Raw genomic sequence first — 19,632 nt, 5'->3', positions numbered from 1 at the left:
CCTCAGCAGCCCGCGGGGGGCGCGTCGGCGGGCGGCTGAGGCGCAGTCGGCTCCCCCGCGGGCTGCTGAGGCGGCTCGGGTGCGGCCGGGTTCTGCGGATCGGTCATTTCTCGCCTTTCGTTCGAGTCCCCCCGACGTTATCGATGGGGAGCCGCCCGCGGCAACCGCTCAGCGAGACTCGGCGCGCTGCTCCACGACGACGTCTTCCGGCGCCTGCTGGACCGGGATGGCGGCCGTCACCGTCTCCAGGCCCGACAGCCGCGCCGGCGAGAGCTGCTTCGCTACCTCGTCCCGCGACATCAGACCCGCCTCGACGACGAGGTCGGCGACGCTGTGCCCGGTGAGCAGGGCGGTCTTGGCGAGTGCCGCCGCAGCGGCGTAGCCGATGAAGGGCGTGAGCGCCGTGATCACGCCGACGCTGTTGCCGACCATGGCGCCCAGGCGCTCGCGGTTCGCGGTGATGCCTTCGACGCAGTTGACCCGGAGGGTGAGCATCGCCTGACGCAGCCAGGTGATCGACTGGAAGATCGAGTGCGCGATCACCGGTTCGAACGCGTTCAGCTGCAGCTGGCCGCCCTCGACCGCCATCGTCACCGTGAGGTCGGAGCCTGCGACGGCGAACGCCACCTGGTTGACGACCTCGGGGATCACCGGGTTGACCTTGCCCGGCATGATGCTCGAGCCCGCCTGCCGCGCCGGGAGGTTGATCTCGCCGAACCCGGCCTGCGGGCCCGACGAGAGGAGCCGCAGGTCGTTGCAGATCTTCGAGAGCTTGATCGCGTTGCGCTTGAGAGACGACGAGAACGACATGAACGAACCGGTGTCGCTCGTCGCCTCGACCAGGTCGCTCGCCGTGGCGAGGTCGAGGCCCGAGATGTCGCGCAGGTGCTGCAGGACGGCGGGAGCGTAGGACGGATTTGTCGTGATGCCCGTGCCGATGGCCGTGGCGCCCATGTTGATCTCGTACAGGAGGTACGCGTTCTCGGTGAGGCGCTGGTGGTCGTAGCCCAGCGTGGTCGCGAAGCCGTGGAACTCCTGGCCGAGCGTCATCGGCACGGCATCCTGCAGCTGCGTCCGGCCGACCTTCAGCACGTCGTGGAACTCCACCGCCTTGGCGAGGAATGCCCGGCGCAGCAGGTCGAGCTCTTCCAGCAGGCTCTTGAGGTCCAGGCCGAGCCCGACCTTGATCGCGGTCGGGTAGACGTCGTTCGTGGACTGGCTGCGGTTGGTGTCGTCGATCGGAGACAGGAACGCGTAGTCGCCCTTGGGACGGCCGGCGAGCTCGAGCGCGACGTTGGTGATGACCTCGTTCGCGTTCATGTTGGTCGACGTCCCGGCACCGCCCTGGATCACGCCGACGACGAACTGGTCGTGGAACTGCCCCTCGATGACGAGCTGCGCCGCGCGGTCGATGAGGTCGGCCTTGGCGGGATCGAGGACCCCGATCTCGCGGTTGGCGCGGGCGGAGGCCTGCTTCACCATCGCGAGCGCACGCACCAGGTCGGGATAGACCGAGATCGGCCGCTTGGAGATCGGGAAGTTCTCCAGCGCGCGGGCCGTGTGGATGCCCCAGTACGCGTCGGCGGGGATCTCCATGGATCCCAGGGAGTCGGTCTCGATGCGGGTTCGCGTCATTGCGTCCAGTGACATGTGTGTGGTGTCCTCGTGGGTCGTTCACAGCGGTGTGCCGGGATGGTTCGAGACTACTCGCGCCCCCTCCGGAGCGGCTTATACGCGGCGTACAGCACGCGGCCTCCCGCCGTACACGCGGGCGGCCGCCGACGTGGCCCGACGACGGCGGTCGAGCCCGCTCAGTGCGGCTTGCGCGAGAACGCCTCGAGCCGCTGCTCGGGCGTGAGGCGCGACATCCGCTCCACCCATTCCGCGGAGAAGACGTCGGCGGTGGGCGCCTGGAGGACCGGGACGACGGCATGCGTGATCGTGTCGTCGTACACGTGCACGAGGTGGAAGGACTGGCCGGCGTCCATGCCGTTCACGTCGACCGCTGCCCGCGCCAGGTTCATCGTGTAGCAGGTGGCGGCGGCGACGCTCACCGGGACGCCTGCGAACGTTCCGCTCGTCGAATAGTGCAGGTGTCCGGCGAGGATGGCGCGCACGTCGGTGCCCGCGATGACTTCGGCCAGGCGTCCCTGGTCGCGCAGCTCGAGGATGTCGAACAGCGGCACGTGCGACGGCAGCGGCGGATGGTGGAGGGCGAGGATCGTGCCGAGCGGCGCGGGGGTCGCGAGCACGTCGCGCAGCCAGTCCAGCTGCGCGGAGTCCAGATCGCCGTGGTGCCACCCGGGCACCGTCGAGTCCAGCCCGACCAATCGCAGGCCGCCGAGGTCCCACACGCCGGTGACGGGCTCCTGCGTCGGCTCCAGGCCGAGCAGGTCGCGGCGCAGAGCCGGCCGCTCGTCGTGGTTGCCCGCCAGCCACACGACGGGCGCCCCCAGCCGCTCGGCGACGGGCTCGACCGCCTCGCGCAGGGCCGTGTACGCCTCGGGCTCGCCGAGATCCGTCAGATCGCCCGTGAACACGATGGCGTCGGGACGGATGCCGGTGGCCTCGGCCGCGATCAGCGCCTGGGTGAGGTTCGCCGCCGTGTCGAAGCGCCCGCCGAGCGGCACGTTGCCCGCGAGCAGGTGGGTGTCGCTGATGTGCAGCAGCGTGCGCCGCGCAGGCGGGTGCTGGCCGAACTGCACCGTCGCGGCAGGCCTGACCCGCCCGGGGGCGCCCGGCGACGAGCCGGAGTCGTCGGGACGGGGCAGGGAGGCCATGGGCCACAGCCTAGGCGCTCACTCCGACACGGCGCACCCGGCACCCGCCTGCGGCGGCGCATGCCGCAGGAGCCTGCGGACACCGGCCCCGGCGTTCGACGGGCTCAGCGCCGAGACGCTCGGCGCCGACGAGGCCCGGCGGCGGCCGTCAGTGGTTGAACAGGATGAGCAGCAGGCCGCCGAGGACGGCAGCGGCGCAGACGGCGAAGCAGACGTAAGCGGTCACGAGCGCGAAGCGCTTCTGCCCGTCCGTCAGCGGGCTGCGCTTCGCAGCCTTGGCGGCGGCCTTCTCGGCGCGGCGCGCCTCCTTCTCGGAGATCACGGTGATCGCGTCGGTGAACTCGGCCGGTGCCACGACGGGCGCGCGGCCGGCGCGGACGAGCAGCCGCAGCCCGAGCGAGTAGAAGCCGACCACGAGCACCGCCGAGACGAAGGCGGCGACGAAGACCTGCACGAAGGAGTCCCAGTGGATGGTCATCGCGGGCCACCGTTCTTCGGGCCGTTCGCAGATCGCTCCGCAGCCTTCGCGGCCTTCGCCGCCTTCTTCGCCGCGGTCTGGGCCGCACTCTGCGCCGCCGCGACGCGGCGCGCCTCTTCACGCGCGAGGGCGCGCTGACGACGAGTGGGCGGCGGGTTGCGCTTGACCTTGACGGCGCGACCGGAGTCGGCGACCTCGCTCATCGCGTTGGCGGCCGTGACCTCGTCGCGACGGGAGCGGAGGAAGAGGAACGTGATGATCCCCACGGCGAGCAGCGCGTCGATGATGACGCCCCAGACGGGGAGCCACACGACGATCAGGGCCGCAGCGGCGCCGACGGCGCCGGCGGCGGGCAGCGTGAGGATCCAGCCGACCATGATGCGGCCGGCGGTGCGCCAACGCACCTGCGAGCCCCGGCGGCCCAGGCCCGATCCGATCACCGACCCCGACGCGACCTGGGTGGTCGACAGAGCGAACCCGAGGGCGCTCGAGGCGAGGATCGTCGAGGCGGTCGACGCCTCAGCCGCGAAGCCCTGCGCGGGCTTGACCTCGGTCAGTCCCTTGCCGAGCGTGCGGATGATGCGCCAGCCGCCCATGTAGGTGCCCAGGGCGATCGTGATCGCGCAGGCGAACACCACCCACAGTTGCGGCTCGGGGTTCGACGCCGACTGCAGGCCGGCGGTGATCAGCAGGAGCGTGATGATGCCCATCGTCTTCTGCGCGTCGTTGGTGCCGTGCGCCAGGGCGACGAGCGACGAGGTGAAGATCTGCCCGAAGCGGAAGCCGTCGCGCCCGTCGGGCTTGCTGTCGTAACGACGGGTGAGGACGTACGCGAGCTTGGTCGCCGTGAACGCGATGATCCCCGCGGTCACCGGCGCGATGAACGCCGGCAGGATCACCTTGGACATGACCACGTCGAAGTTGACCGCCGTGAAGCCGACGCCGACGATCGTGGCGCCGATGAGGCCGCCGAACAGCGCATGCGACGACGACGACGGAAGACCCAGGAGCCACGTCAGCATGTTCCACGTGATGGCGCCGATGAGGCCGGCGAGGATGATCTCGGGAAAGATGTTCGCCGAGATCTGATCCTCGTTGATGATCCCGCCCGAGATGGTCTGTGCCACCTCGGTCGACAGGAACGCACCGACGAGGTTGAGCACCGCGGCGAGGAGCACGGCGGTCTTGGGCTTGAGGGCGCCGGTGGCGATGGGCGTCGCCATCGCGTTCGCCGTGTCGTGGAAGCCGTTCGTGAAGTCGAAGAACAGCGCCAGCGCTATCACCAGAACGATGATGAGGGTTGCGGTTTCCACCGTTCGCTTTCGGTGAGGAGGAGTGGAGAGATGGTGCCGACGAGATCGGCGCGACGAACGAACAGTTCACCAAGGATTCAGGTACCGGCAACCGGCCAGGAAGAATCCTACATCGGCGATCCTGACGGTCAACTCGGAGGCGACTACCGTGGAACGGTGACCCTCAGCGACCCCGTACCCGCCACGTCCGCCCCTGCCGCCGGCATCCGTCCCCCCGTCGCCGAGAGCAGGATCACCGTCCGCTCGCACCACGGCGACGACGTCGAGGACCGCTACGAGTGGTTCCGCGCGAAGGAGGACGCCGCGGTCATCGCCCACCTCGAGGCCGAGAACGCCTACACGCAGCAGCGCACCGCCCACCTCGAAGGGCTCCGCGAGCGCATCTTCGGCGAGATCAAGGACCGCACACTCGAGACCGACCTCTCGGTGCCCACGCGGCGGGGCGGCTGGTGGTACTACGGCCGCACGGTGGAGGGCAAGCAGTACGGCATCCAATGCCGCGCCCCGCTCGCCTCCGCCGACGACTGGACGCCGCCCGAGCTCTCCCCCGACGTGGAGGTGCCCGGCGAGCAGATCCTGCTGGACGGCAACATCGAGGCCGACGGCCACGAGTTCTTCTCGCTCGGCAGCTTCGAGGTCTCCAACGACGGCACCCTGATGCTCTACGGCGTGGACGTCGCGGGGGATGAGCGCTACCTGGTGCGCGTGCGCAACCTCGCCACGGGCGAGCAGCTGCCCGACGAGATCCCCGACACCTTCGCCGGTGCGACGTTCTCCCCCGACGGCCGCTTCATCGTCTACACCACCGTCGACGACGCGTGGCGGCCCGACACCGTGTGGCTGCACGAGCTGGGCACCGCGGTCGCCGACGACGCGAAGCTGTTCCACGAACCCGACGAGAAGTTCTGGGTGGGCGCCGGATTCACGCGGAGCGACCGCTTCCTCATGATCGGCCTGGGCTCGTCGATCACGTCGGAGGAATGGCTGCTGGATGCCGACGACCTGCGCGGCGAGCCGCGCGTCGTGTGGCCGCGCACCGAGGGTGTCGAATACGACTCCGACCACGCCGTCGTCGACGGCGAGGACGTGCTGTTCGTCCTCCACAACGACGGCGCCCTGGACTTCGAGCTGGTGCGGGTGGCGGCATCCGATCCGACCGGCGAGCGCTCGGTCGTGATCCCCCACCGTCCCGGCGAGCGCCTGCTGGGCGTGTCGACGTTCCGCGACTGGGGTGTCGTCGGCTACCGCCGAGGCGGCCTCCCCCGGCTCGGCATGCTCGACTACGCGACCGGCGACGTGAGCGAGATCGCGTTCGACGAACCGCTGTACTCCGTCGGCACGGGCGGCAACCCGGAGTGGGCTCCCCCGCTGCTGCGCCTGGGCTACGGCTCCTTCGTCACGCCGGGCACCGTGTACGACCTCGACGTCGCCACGCGCGAGCTGCACCTGCGCAAGCGCCAGCCGGTGCTGGGCGGCTACGAGCCCGACGAATACGCGCAGGCGCGCGTCTGGGCGACCGCGCAGGACGGCACGCAGGTCCCCATCTCGCTCGTGTACAAGCGGTCGTTCGGCGACGCAGGCGCCGCGCCGCGCCCGGTGCACCTGTACGGCTACGGGTCGTACGAGCACTCCATCGAACCCGGGTTCTCGGTGCCGCGCCTGTCGGAGCTCGACCGCGGCGTGGTGTTCGCCGTCGCCCACGTGCGTGGCGGCGGCGAGATGGGCCGCCAGTGGTACGAGGACGGCAAGCTGCTCAGCAAGCGCAACACGTTCACGGATTTCGTCGACTGCGCGCTGCACCTCATCGACCACGGATTCACGACCCCTGCGCAGCTGGTCGCCGAGGGCGGCTCGGCCGGTGGACTGCTGATGGGCGCGGTGGCCAACCTCGCGCCCGAGCTCTTCGCGGGCGTCCTCGCCGACGTGCCGTTCGTCGACGCGCTGACGACGATCCTCGACCCGTCGCTGCCGCTCACCGTCATCGAGTGGGACGAGTGGGGCGATCCGCTGCACAACGCGGACGTCTACGCCTACATGAAGTCGTACTCGCCGTACGAGAACGTCCGGACGGATGCCGCGTACCCGCGCATCCTCGCCGTCACATCGCTCAACGACACCCGGGTGCTGTACGTCGAGCCGGCGAAGTGGGTGGCGCGCCTGCGCGAAGTCGGCGCCGACGCGCTGCTGAAGTGCGAGATGGTGGCCGGCCACGGTGGCGTCAGCGGGCGCTACAACGCCTGGCGCGAGCGCGCGTTCGAGCTCGCCTGGCTGCTGGACGTCCTTGGCGTCGCCGACGCCTGAGAGCCGACCGGTCCGGCGCGCATCGAACCAAGGGATGCCCGCCGGGACCGGGGACGTCGTCCCAGCTTTCGGTGGGAATCGCCTGGCTCGGCGATTCCCGGGCCCCGCGACGCGAAGACGGGACGGATGCCGCGGCCCGCGGCATCCGTCCCGTCGTCACGTTGCCCGCAGGCCGTGTCAGCCGAAGAGGGCGGCGGCTTCCTCGTAGCGGTACAGCGGGACGGTGTTGAGCTCGCCGAGGGCCTCGGCGAACGGCACGCGCACGATGTCGGTGCCGCGCATCGCGACCATCTGGCCCCAGGCGCCGTCGACGACGGCATCCGCGGCGTGCAGGCCGAGGCGCGTGGCCAGCACGCGGTCGAAGCCGGACGGCGAGCCGCCGCGCTGGATGTGGCCGAGCACGGTGGAGCGCGTCTCGATGCCGGTGCGCAGTTCGATCTCGGGCGCGAGGACCTCGCTGATGCCGCCGAGGCGCGGGCGGTTGAACGCGTCGAGGCCCTTGTCGCTGAACGCCTCGTCCATGCCGGTGAGCGTGAAGCCCTCCGAGACCACGACGAGCGGCGCGCGCCCGCGGTCGTGGGCCTTCGTGACCTGGGCGCAGATCTCGTCGATCGACATCGGCACCTCGGGGATGCAGATGGCGTGGGCGCCGGCGGCCATCCCGGCGTGCAGGGCGATCCAGCCGACATGGCGGCCCATGACCTCGGCGACCATGCAGCGCTGGTGCGAGTCGCCGGTCGTGCGCAGGCGGTCCATCGCGTCGGTGGCGATGTTCACGGCCGTGTCGAAGCCGAAGGAGTAGTCGGTGGCGCGGAGGTCGTTGTCGATGGTCTTGGGAACGCCCAGCACGTTGATGCCGTCGTTCGCCAGGCGGTTGGCCGCCGCGAGGGTGCCCTCGCCCCCGATCGCGATGATGCCGTCGATGCGGTGGCCGTACATCGTCTTCGCGATGTTCTCGGCGCCGCCGCGCGGACCCTCGTAGGGGTTCGTGCGGCTGGTGCCGAGGATCGTGCCGCCGACCTTCGACAGCCCCTTCACCTCGTGCCGCGTGAGCGGGAAGAAGTCGCCGTCCACGACACCCCGCCAGCCGTCGCGGATGCCGACGAACTCGAGGTCGTATGTGGTCGTGCCCTTGAGCACGACACCACGGATGACCGCGTTCAGTCCGGGGCAATCGCCGCCGCTCGTCAGGATGCCGATCTTCATAGCTGTGTTCCTCGCTGTCGGGTGAAGAGAGTCGGCGACGCTGCCTCCCCCGACATTAGTGCCGGGCGGCCCGCCCTGCCACACGGATCGCTCGGGTCCGCGCCGACGACGAAGGGCGGCGCGAATCCGCGCCGCCCCTCCCCGGTATACGGGCTACGCCCCGCCGAGCGCCTGCCGCAGCACGTGCATGAGCGCCGACAGCTGCACCGAGTCGCTCGACTGCGGGTCGACGGCCTCACCGTCGAGCGCCCGCGCCGCGAGCCCCTGCTTCGAGTCGATCAGCTCGGCGATCTTCGTGTCGATCGTGTGCGCCGCGATGATCCGCCACGCCGTGACCGGCTCGTCCTGACCGATGCGGTGCACGCGGTCGATGGCCTGCGTCTGCTCGGCCGCGGTCCATGAGAGCTCGGCGAGCACCACGTTCGACGATGCCTGCATGTTGACGCCGACGCCCGCAGCGGTGAGCGAGCAGACCGCGATTCCGACGTCGGGATCGTTGTTGAACGCGTCGATCGCGCCCTGGCGCGCGATCGTCGTCTGATCGCCGCGCAGCGACACCGTCTTGAGCCCTGCCCCGGCGAAGTGCGCCTCGGCGGCGTCCATGACGTCGATGTGCTTGGCGAAGAAGACGACCTTGCCGACGGAGCGCTGCAGCTGCACCGCGTAGTCGGCGGCGAGCACGGCCTTGGCCTGACCGATCTTGCGCACCATCGTGAAGACGTTCTCGGAGCCCGTGCCGGCCGCCTTCGACTCCTCGAGCTCGTTCTGCGCCACCAGGCGCACGATGTCGTCGTCGATGTGGCCGGGACCGTGGCCGCGGTCGCCGCGGGCCTCGATGATGCGGCGGTAGCGCGCGGCGAGCCGCTCGCCGAGCTCGCGTTCGGCTTGACGGATCGAGCGGCCGAATTCGTCGTCGAGCTGCACGGGCAGGTCGGCGATGAGCTTGTCGGGCAGATCGGCGGCGACGTCCTTCTTCTTGCGCCGGACGATCCCCATCGAGATGACGGCGTCACGCGCCTCGGGGTAGAACGCCTTGTCGGCCGGCGTCAGCCCGGTCTCGTCGAGCTTCTCCATGAGGTCCGGACCCGGCTTCTCGCCGTTGGTCCAGCCGAGGAACCGCCAGATCGCGTCGAAGTCCTCGACATCGTTGATGAGCGGCGTGCCGGTGAGGGCCAGCAGGAGCGGGTCGCGCACCTGCTCGCGGATGCGCGTGGCGAGGGCCAGTACGTTCTGCGACCGCTGCGAGGTGAGGTTCTTGATGAAGTGCGCCTCGTCGACGACCATGCCCTTGAGCCCGATCGAGCTCAGCCACGACAGGTGACGGTCGAGGATCTCGTAGTTGACGATGAACACGTCGGCGAACGCGTCGATGTCTTCGCCGTCGCCCTGGATCACCGTCGCGCGACGGTGCGGCGTCCAGCGCTCGACCTCGCGTGCCCAGTTCATCTTCACGACGTTGGGGACGACGGCCAGCAGCGGGTACGCGTTGGCGACGGATGCCGCGAGCACCGACTCCGCGGTCTTTCCGAGGCCGGGCTCATCGGCGAGGAGGAAGGTGCGGTGTCCCGCACGCACGGACTCGAGGAACCGCGACTGGTGGGGCATCACCTCGAGGCCCCGGGGTGACAGGCGGTCGAACTCGGGGACGGGCGGAAGCTCCATGGTGGCGCTGCCGCCGCCGGCGCCGGTCTCGAACGCCTTGTACAGCGGGCCCATGAGCTCCCAGCTGTCCAGACGGCGACGCGGCGTCTCTTTGGACGGACGCGCAGACAGGTCGGGGGCGAGGAAGGGGTTCGCCTCGCGGCGCGCCACGACCTGCTGCGGCACCACCTGGCGCTCGACGAGCGCGGCGGGAACGACGGGCGTCGCGACCGGCGCGACGTCGGTGATGATCAGCTCGTCGGGTGCGAGCTCGGCGCCCGACTCGAGCAGCCAGTCGCGCCGCATGCGCCGGGCGACCGGCGAGGCGGCCTGATCGACCTCGAGCAGCTGGATGAGAGACGTGTCGCGGGCGGCGGTCTTCGCGAGGATGGTGGCGACGCCGTCGAGCCGCTTCAGCAGCTCCGCGCGCGCGGCATCCGTCAGCTCGGTGTCGCCCTTCACCCGGGCGCGCTCCTCGCGCACCAGGAACGCGATGACCTGGAACTTGACGCGATTGGTCGGCCCGAGCTTCCCGCGCTGGGCCTTGGCCTCGACCTCGCGCACCTTGCGGGCGAGGATCGGGATGATGGGGGCCTCGTCGTCGCGACGTGCGGACGAGGTCTTGCGGCGACGCTGCGCCGTCTGGGCGGGTGCCGTGGTCGGCATGCTCCTCCTGAGCGTGAGTGCCGGTTCGGGACCGGCGAGGATCGGATGACACCGATGGTTCTGCGCGCTCCCGCGGGCGGCGCGAACGCCGTCGCGAACGCGGGATCGGGGACATTGCGCCGACGGTCGCGGGCACTCGCTTCTGCGAGCTGCGACATCGTCAGCGGTTCTTCCCTCGGGCCATTCTACGCGACGAGGGCCCTGTCGAGGGAAGCAGGCCCGCCGAAGGGATGCAGATTCGAGATACGGCCGCCCGCCGGAGTCACCCGAAGAGCGTTGCGACCACATCCTCGGTGTAGCCGTCGGGTGCGAAGTTGATCCAGGCCGTCGTCACCACCGCGCCGTCGCCGACGTAGTGCGTCTCGCCGCGGGTGTACTCCTTGTCGTCGAGCGTGACGCCCTTCTGCTCGATCCGGCACACCGTGCCGTCCCCGAGCGCCTCGCAGCCGAAGCCGGCCGCCGGCAGGGCGGCCAGGATCGCGGCGGTCTGGTCATCGTCGATCACTGTGACGTTCGTCGCGAGGCCGTACTCGCTCGGCTGGCCCCACGAGCATCGCAGCGTCGGGGCGCCGCCGTGGATGATCTCGAGCAGGTCGGCGTTCTCGGTCGACAGCATCGTGACGCCGGGGTCGTTCAGCGGCGGGTTGGCCGACTCCAGGCTCGCGAGCATGGCGGCGGAGTAGATCTCCTCGCACGCGGCGGGGAGCTCGAAGTCGGCCTGCGGCTTCTGGGTCTCGATCGGTGAGACGGACGGGGCGGGGGTCGGGTCCTTCATCGTGATCGACGGGCTGCTCGACGGCGTCGCGGCCGGCTCCGGACGGCATCCGCTGACGACGACCACGAGCGCGATCAGCGCGACGCACCCGACCGCGACCCGCTGCGCCCGGCTCTGCTGGACCGTTCCCACGTCACCCGTCCTCTCGCGCCGCCACGGGGCGCCGCGATATGAACCCTAACGAGAGGGAGGGAGGGATGCCGCGGGCCACGCCGCGACGGCCACCTCGCACCCGGTCGGCTCAGGGCCCGGCGTAGGCGCTCTGCCACTCCGAGAGCGTGTGCGGATCGTCGGTCACGATCCCGTCGACGCCGAGCGCGGTGACCGCATCCCACTGCGTGTCGCTGTTGAGCGTGTACACGACGACGCGAGCGCCTGCCGCGTGCAGCTCGTCTACGATTCCCGGGCGCGCCAGCACCGCTTTGCGGCTGACCACCACGCCGCGGGCGCCCGACTCGGCGACGGCGCTCACGACGTCGGACGGCAGCTGCTTCAGGATGAGGAGCCGTGAGAGCACGTCCGACTCGGCCGCGGCGAGCGCCAGGGTGCGGGCGTCGAAGCTCGCGAACACCACCCGGGGTTCGAGCGCGCGTGCGGCGACCTCGGCCACCGCTGCGTCGACGGCCGCGGCATCCCATCCGCCCTTCAGCTCGACGATCGCGCGCCCATCGGCCGCGAGCAGCGCATCGAGGAACTCGGCGAACGTCGGCACCGGGGTTCCGGCATAGGCGGGATCGAACCACGACCCGGCATCGAGGGCGCGCACGTCGGCGAGGGCCAGCGAAGCGAGCCGCCCGTGGCCGTCGGTGGTGCGATCGACGGTCTTGTCGTGCATCAGCACCGGGTGCCGGTCCGCGGTCAGCGCGACGTCGACCTCGACGTAGTCGAATCCCGCGGCGAGCGCGGCGGTGATGGCGGGAAGCGTGTTCTCGGGCGCCGTGGCGGCGCCGCCGCGATGGCTGGCGATGAACGCGGCGTCGCCGGGCGTTCTCTCGTCGCCCATCAGCTCATGCGAACTGACGCGCGCGGGTGTCGCGCCGAGGATGGCGATGACGATGCTCGCGATGGCGAGCACGCACATGACGGACAGGGCGTGGATCCGGTCGCGCGGGCGATCGGAAGCCGCGGAGTAGGGCATCGGGCATGTCCTCCGAGGTCGTGCACCACGTCATCGTCGACGTGGTGCGGACCACTCTACATGCGCCGTTACTGTTTCGTTACTTAGGATTCGCGCTGGTTCGCCTCACGGCGACGACGGCGTCCCAGAGCGCTTCGGCGACGTCGGCCTTGCTCCCCCGGCGCGCCGCGACGACCTCGCCGTCGCCGTCGATGACGGTGACCGCGTTGTCGGCGGTCTCGAATCCCTTGGCCCAGCCGACCTCGTTCACCGCCAGCAGGTCGGTGCCCTTGCGCGCGGCTTTCCGGCGCCCGCGATCGAGCAGCGTCTCGCCCTCGCCCGGTGTCTCGGCGGCGAACCCCACGATCGTCTGACCATCGCGGCGGCGGCGGACGAGTCCGGCCAGGATGTCGTCGTTCTCGATCAGGTCGAGCGTGATCCCGCCGGCCGGCGCGGCCTCCTTGGAGCGTTTGAGCGGCGACACCTCGGCCACCCGGTAGTCGGCGACAGCAGCCGCCATCACGATGACGTCCGCCCCGCCGGCCTCTGCCTCGACGGCCGCACCGAGCTCCGACGCGGTTCCCGCGCGCACCACCCGCACCGACGGGAGAGCGGATGCCGCGTCCAGCACGCCGTCGTCGACATGCGCCGCGACGAGCACCACGTCGGCGCCGCGGTCGGCGGCGGCCAGCGCCACCGCCACCCCCTGGCGGCCACTCGAGCGGTTGCCGATGAACCGCACCGGGTCGATGGGTTCACGCGTGCCGCCGGCGCTCACCACGACGCGGAGCCCGTCGAGGTCGCCGGTCGTCCCCCCGACCGCGGCGAGCGCCGTGGCGAGGATCGCCTCGGGCTCCGACATCCGTCCCGGTCCGCTGTCGCCGCCGGTCAGCTCGCCGCTCTCGGGACCGACCACGATGACGCCGCGCTCACGAAGGGTCGCCATGTTGTGGGCGGTCGCGGGGTGCCGCCACATCTCGGTGTGCATCGCCGGGGCCACGACGACCGGTGCCGTGGTCGCGAGTAGGGTCGTTCCGAGGAGGTCGTCCGCGAGCCCCGCGGTCATCTTCGCCAGGGTGTTCGCCGTCGCGGGCGCCACGATCACGAGGTCGGCCGCCTGGCCGAGCGCGACGTGACGGACCCGCGCGACGTCGTCGTGGACGGAGGTCGTCACGGGGTGGCGGCTGATCGACTCCCACGTCGGCAGCCCGACGAAGCGGAGGGCGTCGTCCGTGGGGACGACATGCACCTCGTGCCCCGCCTTGACCAGCAGGCGCACGAGCTGCACCGTCTTGTAGGCGGCGATGCCACCGGTGACCCCGACTACGACGAACACCCTCCGATCTTGGCACGCCCGCCCGACTCCCCGGCCCCACGGCCGGGCGACACCTCCGAGGAGACCCGCATGTGCACCGTCGTGATCCGCGTTCCCGCGTCCGCCGACGAGCCCACCCGCGTGCTCGCGATCCGCGACGAGGACCCGGAGCGGCCGTGGAATCCGCTCGGCCGGTGGTGGCCCGAAGCGCACGACGGCGTCGTCGGAGTGCGCGACGTGCGCGCCGGCGGCGCCTGGCTGGCGGCGGACCCCGCGGCGGGCCGGCTCGCCGTGCTCCTCAACCGCGCGGACGAGTCGGCGCGACCCGAATCCGAGCTCGTGTCGCGAGGCGGCATCGTGCTCGACTCCGTTGCGGGCCGCTCACCGGAGGGTGACCCGCCCACGCACGGCTTCAACCTCGTCGAGGTCGAGGGCGCGCACGCACGCGTGCTGACGTGGGACGGCGCGGCACTTCGCACGGTCGAACTGCCGCCCGGCACGCACATGATCGCCCATGACGACGTCGACGACAGCGGGACGCCGCGCATCGCCCGGTGGCTCGGCGACTTCCGCGCGGCCGAGCCCGCGACGGAAGGGGCCTGGTGGATGCCGTGGGCCGAGGTGCTCGAGCGGTCCGCCGAGCTCGACCCGACCGACGACGGCGCGATCATCCGCGACAACCGCCCGCATGGCTACCCGACGCTGTCGCTCCTGGCGTGCGTCGCATCGGTGTCGGCGCACGATGTGGACGTCCACTACGGCGAGCTCGCACACCCGGGCGAGTGGGGCGGCCTCGAGCTGGAGTAGACCGGCGCTCGACGTGCCGAGGTCTGCGCCGCGTCCGAGGCGTTTCGTCTCGGTCGCTGGCGCTCCCTCGCTCAACGACCGGTTCCCCACGCCCCGCCCGCTGAGCGAACGAGGAACGAGCGAGGCAACCCCCCGGCTCCCCTTGCCCGGTCGTTGAGCGAGCGAGGAACGAGCGAGACGAAACGCCCCGAGGTCCGCGCGGCGGCTCGGGGCGCCTCGTCAGGCTCTCCAGGCTCGTGTTAGACCAGGCTCTTGGTGTGCCACACCGTCTTCGTCTCGGTGAACGCGGTGATGCGCGCGAGGCTCGGGGCCGCGGCATCCGTCCCGTTCTCGGGAGGGAGTACGCGCGTCAGGGTGTCGGCGGCCGCGATCTGCAGGTCGACCCAGTCGAGGTCGCCGGCGCCCACGAGGTCGAGGGCGTGCACATCCGGGTGGGAGGCCAGCCACGGTGCGATCTCGGCGGGTGAACCGGTCAGCACGTTCACCACTCCCCCGGGCACGTCGCTCGTCGCCAGCACCTCGGCGAGCGAGATCGCCGACAGCGGGTAGCGCTGCGAGGCCACGACCACCACCGTGTTGCCGGCCACGAGAGCCGGCGCGATCGCAGACACGAGGCCGACGAGCGCCGTGTCCTGCGGGGCGATGACGCCGACGACGCCGGTCGGCTCGGGCACCGAGATGTTGAAGTACGGTCCGGCGACGGGGTTGCCGTTGCCGACGACCTGCGCGAACTTGTCGCACCAGCCCGCGTACCAGACCCAGCGGTCGATGGCCTCGTCGACCTCGGCGGCGGCGACGGATGCCGAAGCCCCGGTCTGCTGCACGATCTCGTCCACGAACTGCGCGCGCCGGCCCTCGAGGACCTCGGCCACCCGGTACAGCACCTGGCCGCGGTTGTAGGCGGTGGCACCGGACCAGCCCTTGATGCCTCCGCGCGCCGCGACGACGGCATCCCGTGCGTCCTTGCGCGACGCGAGCGCGGCGTTCGCGAGGAACTCGCCCTTCGGCGTGGCGACCTCGTAGGTGCGGCCGGACTCGCTGCGGGGGAAGGCGCCGCCGATGTAGAGCTTGTACGTCTTGGGCACGGTCAGTCGCTTGCTCATGCGGAGACCTCCTTCTTGGCGCGGGCGGGTTCGCGTTTCGTCTCGCTCGTTCCTCGCTCGCTCAACGACCGGGGGGATACGGATGCCGCGGACTTCAGGTAGGCGGTGAGGCCGTGGCGGCCGCCCTCGCGGCCGTAGCCCGACTCCTTGTAGCCGCCGAACGGCGACGACGGGTCGAACCGATTGAACGTGTTCGCCCACACCACGCCGGCCCGCAGGCGGTCGGCGACCGCGAGGATGCGCGAGCCCTTGTCGGTCCAGATGCCGGCCGACAGTCCGTACGGCGTGTTGTTCGCCTTCTCGATCGCCTCCGCGGGGGTACGGAAGGTCAGCACCGACAGCACCGGGCCGAAGATCTCGTCCCGGGCGATGCGGTGGCTCGCCTGCACGTTCGTGAAGATCGTCGGCGCGAACCAGAAGCCGTTCTCGGGGATGACGCACGGCGCGCTCCAGCGCTCGGCCCCCTCGTCCTCGCCGACCTTGCTGAGCTCCCGGATGCGGTCGAGCTGCTCGCGCGAGTTGATCGCACCGATGTCGGTGTTCTTGTCGAGCGGATCGCCGAGGCGCAGCGTCGACAGGCGGGACTTGAGACGGTCGACGACCTCGTCATGGATCGACTCCTGCACGAGCAGACGGCTGCCGGCGCAGCAGACATGCCCCTGGTTGAAGAAGATCCCGTTGACGATTCCCTCGATCGCCTGATCGATCGGTGCGTCCTCGAACACGATGTTCGCCGCCTTGCCGCCGAGCTCGAGCGTGAGCTTCTTGTCGGTGCCCGCGACCGCCTTGGCGATCTCGCGTCCGACGGCGGTGGAACCCGTGAAGGCGACCTTGTTCACATCGGGATGCCGCACCAGCGCCGCGCCGGTCGCACCGGCTCCCGTCACGATGTTCACCACACCCGGCGGCAGGTCGGCCTGCTGCAGGATCTCCGCGAAGATGAGCGCCGACAGCGGAGTCGTCTCGGCCGGCTTGAGGACGACGGTGTTGCCCGCAGCGAGCGCGGGGGCGATCTTCCACGCCAGCATGAGCAGCGGGAAGTTCCACGGGATGATCTGACCGGCGACACCGAGTGCCCGAGGGTCGGCGCCCAGGCCGGCGTAGTCGAGCTTGTCGGCCCACCCGGCGTAGTAGAAGAACCAGGCGGCGACGAGCGGCACGTCGACGTCGCGGCTCTCCTTGATGGGCTTGCCGTTGTCGAGGCTCTCGGCGACGGCGAGCTCGCGCCCGCGCTCCTGCACGAGCCGGGCGATCCGGAACAGGTACTTGCCGCGGTCGCGGCCGCTCATCTTCGACCACGTCCGGTCGTAGGCGCGGCGCGCCGCGGCGACGGCGGCGTCGACATCGTCGTCGGTCGCCGAGGCGATCGTGGCGATGTGCTGCTCGTCCGCAGGCGAGATCGTGGCGAAGGGCTCGCCCGATCCGGCGCGGAAGTCGCCGTCGATGAACAGCCCGTACTCGGGCTTGAGGGACAGGATGGCGCGCGACTCGGGGGCGGGCGCGTATTCGAGGAAACTCATGTCTTCTTCCCGGCTCAGTCGATGGTCACGTAGTCGGCACCGGAGTAGTGGCCGGTCTTCAGCTTCTGGCGCTGCAGCAGCACGTCGTTGAGCAGGCTCGACGCTCCGTAGCGGAACAGGTGCGGCTGCAGCCACTCCTCGCCGACGGTCTCGGCGACCGTGACGAGGTACTTGATCGCGTCCTTGGACGTGCGGATGCCGCCGGCCGGCTTCACGCCGACCTTCTCGCCGGTCGCACGGTGCCAGTCGCGCACCACCTCCAGCATGAGGAGCGTGACCGGCAGGGTCGCCGCGGGCTGCACCTTGCCGGTCGACGTCTTGATGAAGTCGCCGCCCGCGAGGATCGCGAGCCAGGAGGCGCGCTTGATGTTGTCGTAGGTGTTGAGCTCACCCGTCTCGAGGATCACCTTGAGCGACGCGTAGCTGCCGTCCTCGCGACGGCATGCCTGCTTCACCCGCGCGATCTGGTCGAAGACGAGACCGTAGCGCCCGGCGAGGAAGGCGCCGCGGTCGATCACCATGTCGATCTCGTCGGCGCCGTGCGCGACCGCCTCGGCGGTGTCGGCCAGCTTGACATCGAGAGACGCCCGGCCGCTCGGGAACGCGGTGGCGACAGCGGCCACGCTCACTCCGCCCTCGTCGGGGTCGCCGTGGACCGAGCCGAGCGCCTCGACGGCGTACGGCACCATGTCGCCGTACACGCAGACGGCGGCCACACGCGGGCACGTCGGGTCCGAGGCATCCGGATTCAGTGCCTTCGCCACGAGCGAGCGCACCTTCCCGGGCGTATCGGCGCCTTCGAGCGTCGTGAGGTCGATGAGCTCGATGATCTTGTCGAGGGCCCACGCCTTGGACGTGGTCTTGATGGATCGCGTGCCCAGCGCTGCCGCTCGCTGCTCGAGGCCGACGGCGTCCACGCCGGGAAGCCCGTGCAGATATCGCCGCAGTGTCGTGTCGTCCGGCTGCCCGCCGAGCAGCTCGACGGCCCGCTCGGGGAGCGTCACGATGGAGGTGCCTGACATGTCCTGACCTGGCTTTCGTATGGGGGTGAGAGGGGAACGGATGCCGCGGACCGGCGTCACCCGTCGAGCAGATGACGTGCGGTGGATTCGTCGGTGACGAGCACCGAGCACAGGCCCGAGGCCACCACCGCCGCGGCGACGTCTCGCTTCGCCTCGCCCGCGATGACGGCGATCGCGACGTCGGCGCTGCGGAGCTCGTCGAGGGAGATGCCCACCGTGCGCGCGTCCAGATCGTGGTCGACGATGCGACCGTCCGCGCCGATGTAGCGCCCCAGCACGTCGCCGACGGCGCCGGCCGCGACCAGGCGGTCGATGTCGGCCGGGGTCAGATAGCCGCTGTCGACATGGACCGAGCGGTGATCGGCGGCCCCGGCGCTGAACAGGTACGCGGCGGCCGAGCGCGCCGTCTCGAGGACGCGTGCGACCATGCGATCCGCCTCGATGGCCTCCTTGGTCGCACGGTGCTCCAGGATCGCGGGGCTGGGCAGCAGCGCGGCGGCACCCCCGCCCTTCTGTGCGATGCTGACGGCCGTGGCCGCTGCGGTGCCCGGCCGCTGACTCATGCTGACGCCGCCGTTGATCTGCACCACGTCGGTGCCGGGCGACCAGCCGTCGCGAAGGTGGTGGGCGATGTCGGACAGTGTGCGCCCCCAGCTCACGCCGAGCACACGCGGGCTCGGCCGGAGGGCCGCGAGATAGTCGGCCGCAGCCTGCGCCACGCGCTGCTGGAGCTCGTCCTCATTGCGCACGCCGGCGCGGGAGACCACGACCGCCGACACGCCGCGCTCGTCGTGGAGCCGGCGCTCGAACTGCGGACGGCGCGCACGCGAGTGCAGGATCTCGATGCGGACGAAGCCTTCCTCCTTTGCCTGCGTGAGGAGGCGGCCCACCTTCCACCGGGTGATCTGGAGGCTCCGGCCGATCTCCTCCTGCGTGAGGTTCTCCTCGTAGTAGAGCTCGGCCGCGCGGATGGAGAGAAGTTCGTCGACGGCGTCCACGATCCTCCCTTCGTCGTCCACTCCAGGCTGACACACGCACGCCACCGCCGCCAACATCTGAACGAATCTTGCTCAGATGAGCAGGGTGAGTGAAGACGCCCTGACGCTCGGATGTCAGCCACCGGGTTCGGCACGAGCCGCCGGCGCCGTTGCGGTCCTCGTCTGACGAAGCATCACGATCACCCCGATGCCGACGACGACGACGAAGGCGAGGGACAGCGTCGTGAACGCGAACCAGTTGTCATCGAGGACCAGCACGATGGCCGCCGAGACGACGGCGATCGCCGCGGCGATCAGCTTCGAGGCGAACTTCATGCCGATGCCAGGAGTGAGCCGGCCGGCGGGTGAGCCGCCGCGCGCGAGGATGAGATCGGCGAACGCGTCGAGCGTCGCCAGCAGCGATGCCGAGAACGCGACGGCGCAGCCGAGGGCGCCCCAGAGATTCGGGGACTCGGAAGCCGCTGCGTCGGCGGCCATGAGGACCAGCGCGTGCACGCCTCGATCGTAGGGCGCCCACGTGCGCCGGTCTACGGGCGCCGACCCCGCCGACAGGGGGCGTTCTCTAGCGTGGCGGGGGCTCGTACGCCGGC

16 protein-coding genes are annotated in these 19,632 nt (G+C 70.8%); 2 read left to right on the top strand and 14 right to left on the bottom strand.

Going from position 1 to position 19,632, the window contains the following annotated elements; genetic code table 11:
• Window positions 1-168: 168 nt before the first annotated feature.
• From ACI3KY_RS18040 to ACI3KY_RS18025, 4 genes are all read right to left on the bottom strand, one after another.
• Window positions 169-1,650 (bottom strand): aspartate ammonia-lyase, encoded by a 1,482-nt coding sequence (locus ACI3KY_RS18040; RefSeq protein WP_404931518.1) that lies wholly within the window; start codon window positions 1,648-1,650, stop codon window positions 169-171.
• Window positions 1,651-1,811: 161 nt separating this feature from the next.
• The gene (locus ACI3KY_RS18035) at window positions 1,812-2,780 is read right to left on the bottom strand and encodes a phosphodiesterase (protein WP_404931517.1); all 969 of its coding nucleotides are present in this window, start codon (window positions 2,778-2,780) and stop codon (window positions 1,812-1,814) included.
• A 148-nt stretch (window positions 2,781-2,928) separates the two neighbouring features.
• Window positions 2,929-3,258, bottom strand: a complete 330-nt coding sequence (locus ACI3KY_RS18030; RefSeq protein ID WP_404931516.1) for a peptidase — start codon at window positions 3,256-3,258, stop codon at window positions 2,929-2,931.
• Window positions 3,255-4,571, bottom strand: a complete 1,317-nt coding sequence (locus ACI3KY_RS18025) for an anion permease (RefSeq protein ID WP_404931515.1) — start codon at window positions 4,569-4,571, stop codon at window positions 3,255-3,257. The genes ACI3KY_RS18030 and ACI3KY_RS18025 overlap by 4 nt, the downstream gene beginning before the upstream one ends.
• Window positions 4,572-4,727: 156 nt before the next feature.
• Here ACI3KY_RS18025 and ACI3KY_RS18020 point away from each other — a divergent pair, with 156 nt between their 5' ends.
• On the top strand, window positions 4,728-6,872 hold the full coding sequence (locus ACI3KY_RS18020; protein ID WP_404931514.1) for a S9 family peptidase: 2,145 nt from the start codon (window positions 4,728-4,730) through the stop codon (window positions 6,870-6,872).
• Window positions 6,873-7,049: 177 nt separating this feature from the next.
• On the opposite strand, the gene ACI3KY_RS18015 is transcribed toward ACI3KY_RS18020, so the two are convergent.
• From ACI3KY_RS18015 to coaBC, 5 genes are all read right to left on the bottom strand, one after another.
• Window positions 7,050-8,078 (bottom strand): ATP-dependent 6-phosphofructokinase, encoded by a 1,029-nt coding sequence (locus ACI3KY_RS18015; RefSeq protein WP_194413924.1) that lies wholly within the window; start codon window positions 8,076-8,078, stop codon window positions 7,050-7,052.
• Window positions 8,079-8,231: 153 nt separating this feature from the next.
• Window positions 8,232-10,385: a DEAD/DEAH box helicase gene (locus ACI3KY_RS18010; RefSeq protein ID WP_404931513.1), complete on the bottom strand. Its 2,154-nt coding sequence runs from the start codon at window positions 10,383-10,385 to the stop codon at window positions 8,232-8,234.
• A 262-nt stretch (window positions 10,386-10,647) separates the two neighbouring features.
• Window positions 10,648-11,292 (bottom strand): hypothetical protein, encoded by a 645-nt coding sequence (locus ACI3KY_RS18005; protein ID WP_404931512.1) that lies wholly within the window; start codon window positions 11,290-11,292, stop codon window positions 10,648-10,650.
• A gap of 109 nt (window positions 11,293-11,401) precedes the next feature.
• Complete coding sequence (locus ACI3KY_RS18000) at window positions 11,402-12,298, bottom strand: glycerophosphodiester phosphodiesterase (protein ID WP_404931511.1); 897 nt, start codon at window positions 12,296-12,298, stop codon at window positions 11,402-11,404.
• 79 nt (window positions 12,299-12,377) lie between these two features.
• Window positions 12,378-13,613: a bifunctional phosphopantothenoylcysteine decarboxylase/phosphopantothenate--cysteine ligase CoaBC gene (gene coaBC / locus ACI3KY_RS17995; protein WP_404931510.1), complete on the bottom strand. Its 1,236-nt coding sequence runs from the start codon at window positions 13,611-13,613 to the stop codon at window positions 12,378-12,380.
• A gap of 69 nt (window positions 13,614-13,682) precedes the next feature.
• Here coaBC and ACI3KY_RS17990 point away from each other — a divergent pair, with 69 nt between their 5' ends.
• Window positions 13,683-14,399: an NRDE family protein gene (locus ACI3KY_RS17990; RefSeq protein WP_404931509.1), complete on the top strand. Its 717-nt coding sequence runs from the start codon at window positions 13,683-13,685 to the stop codon at window positions 14,397-14,399.
• Between the two features lie 239 nt (window positions 14,400-14,638).
• On the opposite strand, the gene ACI3KY_RS17985 is transcribed toward ACI3KY_RS17990, so the two are convergent.
• The 5 genes from ACI3KY_RS17985 to ACI3KY_RS17965 all read right to left on the bottom strand — a co-directional run bounded on the left by ACI3KY_RS17985 (window position 14,639) and on the right by ACI3KY_RS17965 (window position 19,537).
• Window positions 14,639-15,502, bottom strand: coding sequence for an aldehyde dehydrogenase family protein (locus ACI3KY_RS17985; protein WP_404931508.1), 864 nt, complete (start codon window positions 15,500-15,502; stop codon window positions 14,639-14,641).
• A complete protein-coding gene (locus ACI3KY_RS17980; protein ID WP_404931507.1) occupies window positions 15,499-17,022 on the bottom strand; it encodes an aldehyde dehydrogenase family protein in 1,524 nt (507 codons plus the stop codon). The genes ACI3KY_RS17985 and ACI3KY_RS17980 overlap by 4 nt, the downstream gene beginning before the upstream one ends.
• Window positions 17,023-17,036: 14 nt before the next feature.
• The gene (deoC, locus tag ACI3KY_RS17975) at window positions 17,037-18,044 is read right to left on the bottom strand and encodes a deoxyribose-phosphate aldolase (protein WP_404931506.1); all 1,008 of its coding nucleotides are present in this window, start codon (window positions 18,042-18,044) and stop codon (window positions 17,037-17,039) included.
• A 56-nt stretch (window positions 18,045-18,100) separates the two neighbouring features.
• A complete protein-coding gene (locus tag ACI3KY_RS17970; RefSeq protein ID WP_404931505.1) occupies window positions 18,101-19,042 on the bottom strand; it encodes a sugar-binding transcriptional regulator in 942 nt (313 codons plus the stop codon).
• Window positions 19,043-19,156: 114 nt separating this feature from the next.
• Window positions 19,157-19,537 carry a hypothetical protein gene (locus ACI3KY_RS17965; protein ID WP_404931504.1) on the bottom strand — a complete coding sequence of 127 codons (381 nt, stop codon included), beginning with the start codon at window positions 19,535-19,537 and terminating at the stop codon, window positions 19,157-19,159.
• Window positions 19,538-19,632 lie beyond the last annotated feature (95 nt).

The organism is Microbacterium sp. ZW T2_14 (assembly GCF_044987405.1).
In the GTDB taxonomy this organism is placed as follows: Bacteria; Actinomycetota; Actinomycetes; order Actinomycetales; family Microbacteriaceae; genus Microbacterium.
This window is presented reverse-complemented; position numbering and strand designations above follow the sequence as displayed.

Excerpts from the sequence above, each read along its gene's own strand:
- ACI3KY_RS18010 (WP_404931513.1), bottom strand. The coding sequence starts at position 10,385 with ATGCCGACCACGGCACCCGCCCAGACGGCGCAGCGTCGCCGCAAGACC.
- ACI3KY_RS18035 (WP_404931517.1), bottom strand. The coding sequence starts at position 2,780 with ATGGCCTCCCTGCCCCGTCCCGACGACTCCGGCTCGTCGCCGGGCGCC.
- ACI3KY_RS18040 (WP_404931518.1), bottom strand. The coding sequence starts at position 1,650 with ATGTCACTGGACGCAATGACGCGAACCCGCATCGAGACCGACTCCCTG.
- ACI3KY_RS18030 (WP_404931516.1), bottom strand. The coding sequence starts at position 3,258 with ATGACCATCCACTGGGACTCCTTCGTGCAGGTCTTCGTCGCCGCCTTC.
- ACI3KY_RS17980 (WP_404931507.1), bottom strand. The coding sequence starts at position 17,022 with ATGAGTTTCCTCGAATACGCGCCCGCCCCCGAGTCGCGCGCCATCCTG.
- ACI3KY_RS18000 (WP_404931511.1), bottom strand. The coding sequence starts at position 12,298 with ATGCCCTACTCCGCGGCTTCCGATCGCCCGCGCGACCGGATCCACGCC.
- ACI3KY_RS17990 (WP_404931509.1), top strand. The coding sequence starts at position 13,683 with ATGTGCACCGTCGTGATCCGCGTTCCCGCGTCCGCCGACGAGCCCACC.
- ACI3KY_RS18015 (WP_194413924.1), bottom strand. The coding sequence starts at position 8,078 with ATGAAGATCGGCATCCTGACGAGCGGCGGCGATTGCCCCGGACTGAAC.
- ACI3KY_RS17985 (WP_404931508.1), bottom strand. The coding sequence starts at position 15,502 with ATGAGCAAGCGACTGACCGTGCCCAAGACGTACAAGCTCTACATCGGC.
- deoC (WP_404931506.1), bottom strand. The coding sequence starts at position 18,044 with ATGTCAGGCACCTCCATCGTGACGCTCCCCGAGCGGGCCGTCGAGCTG.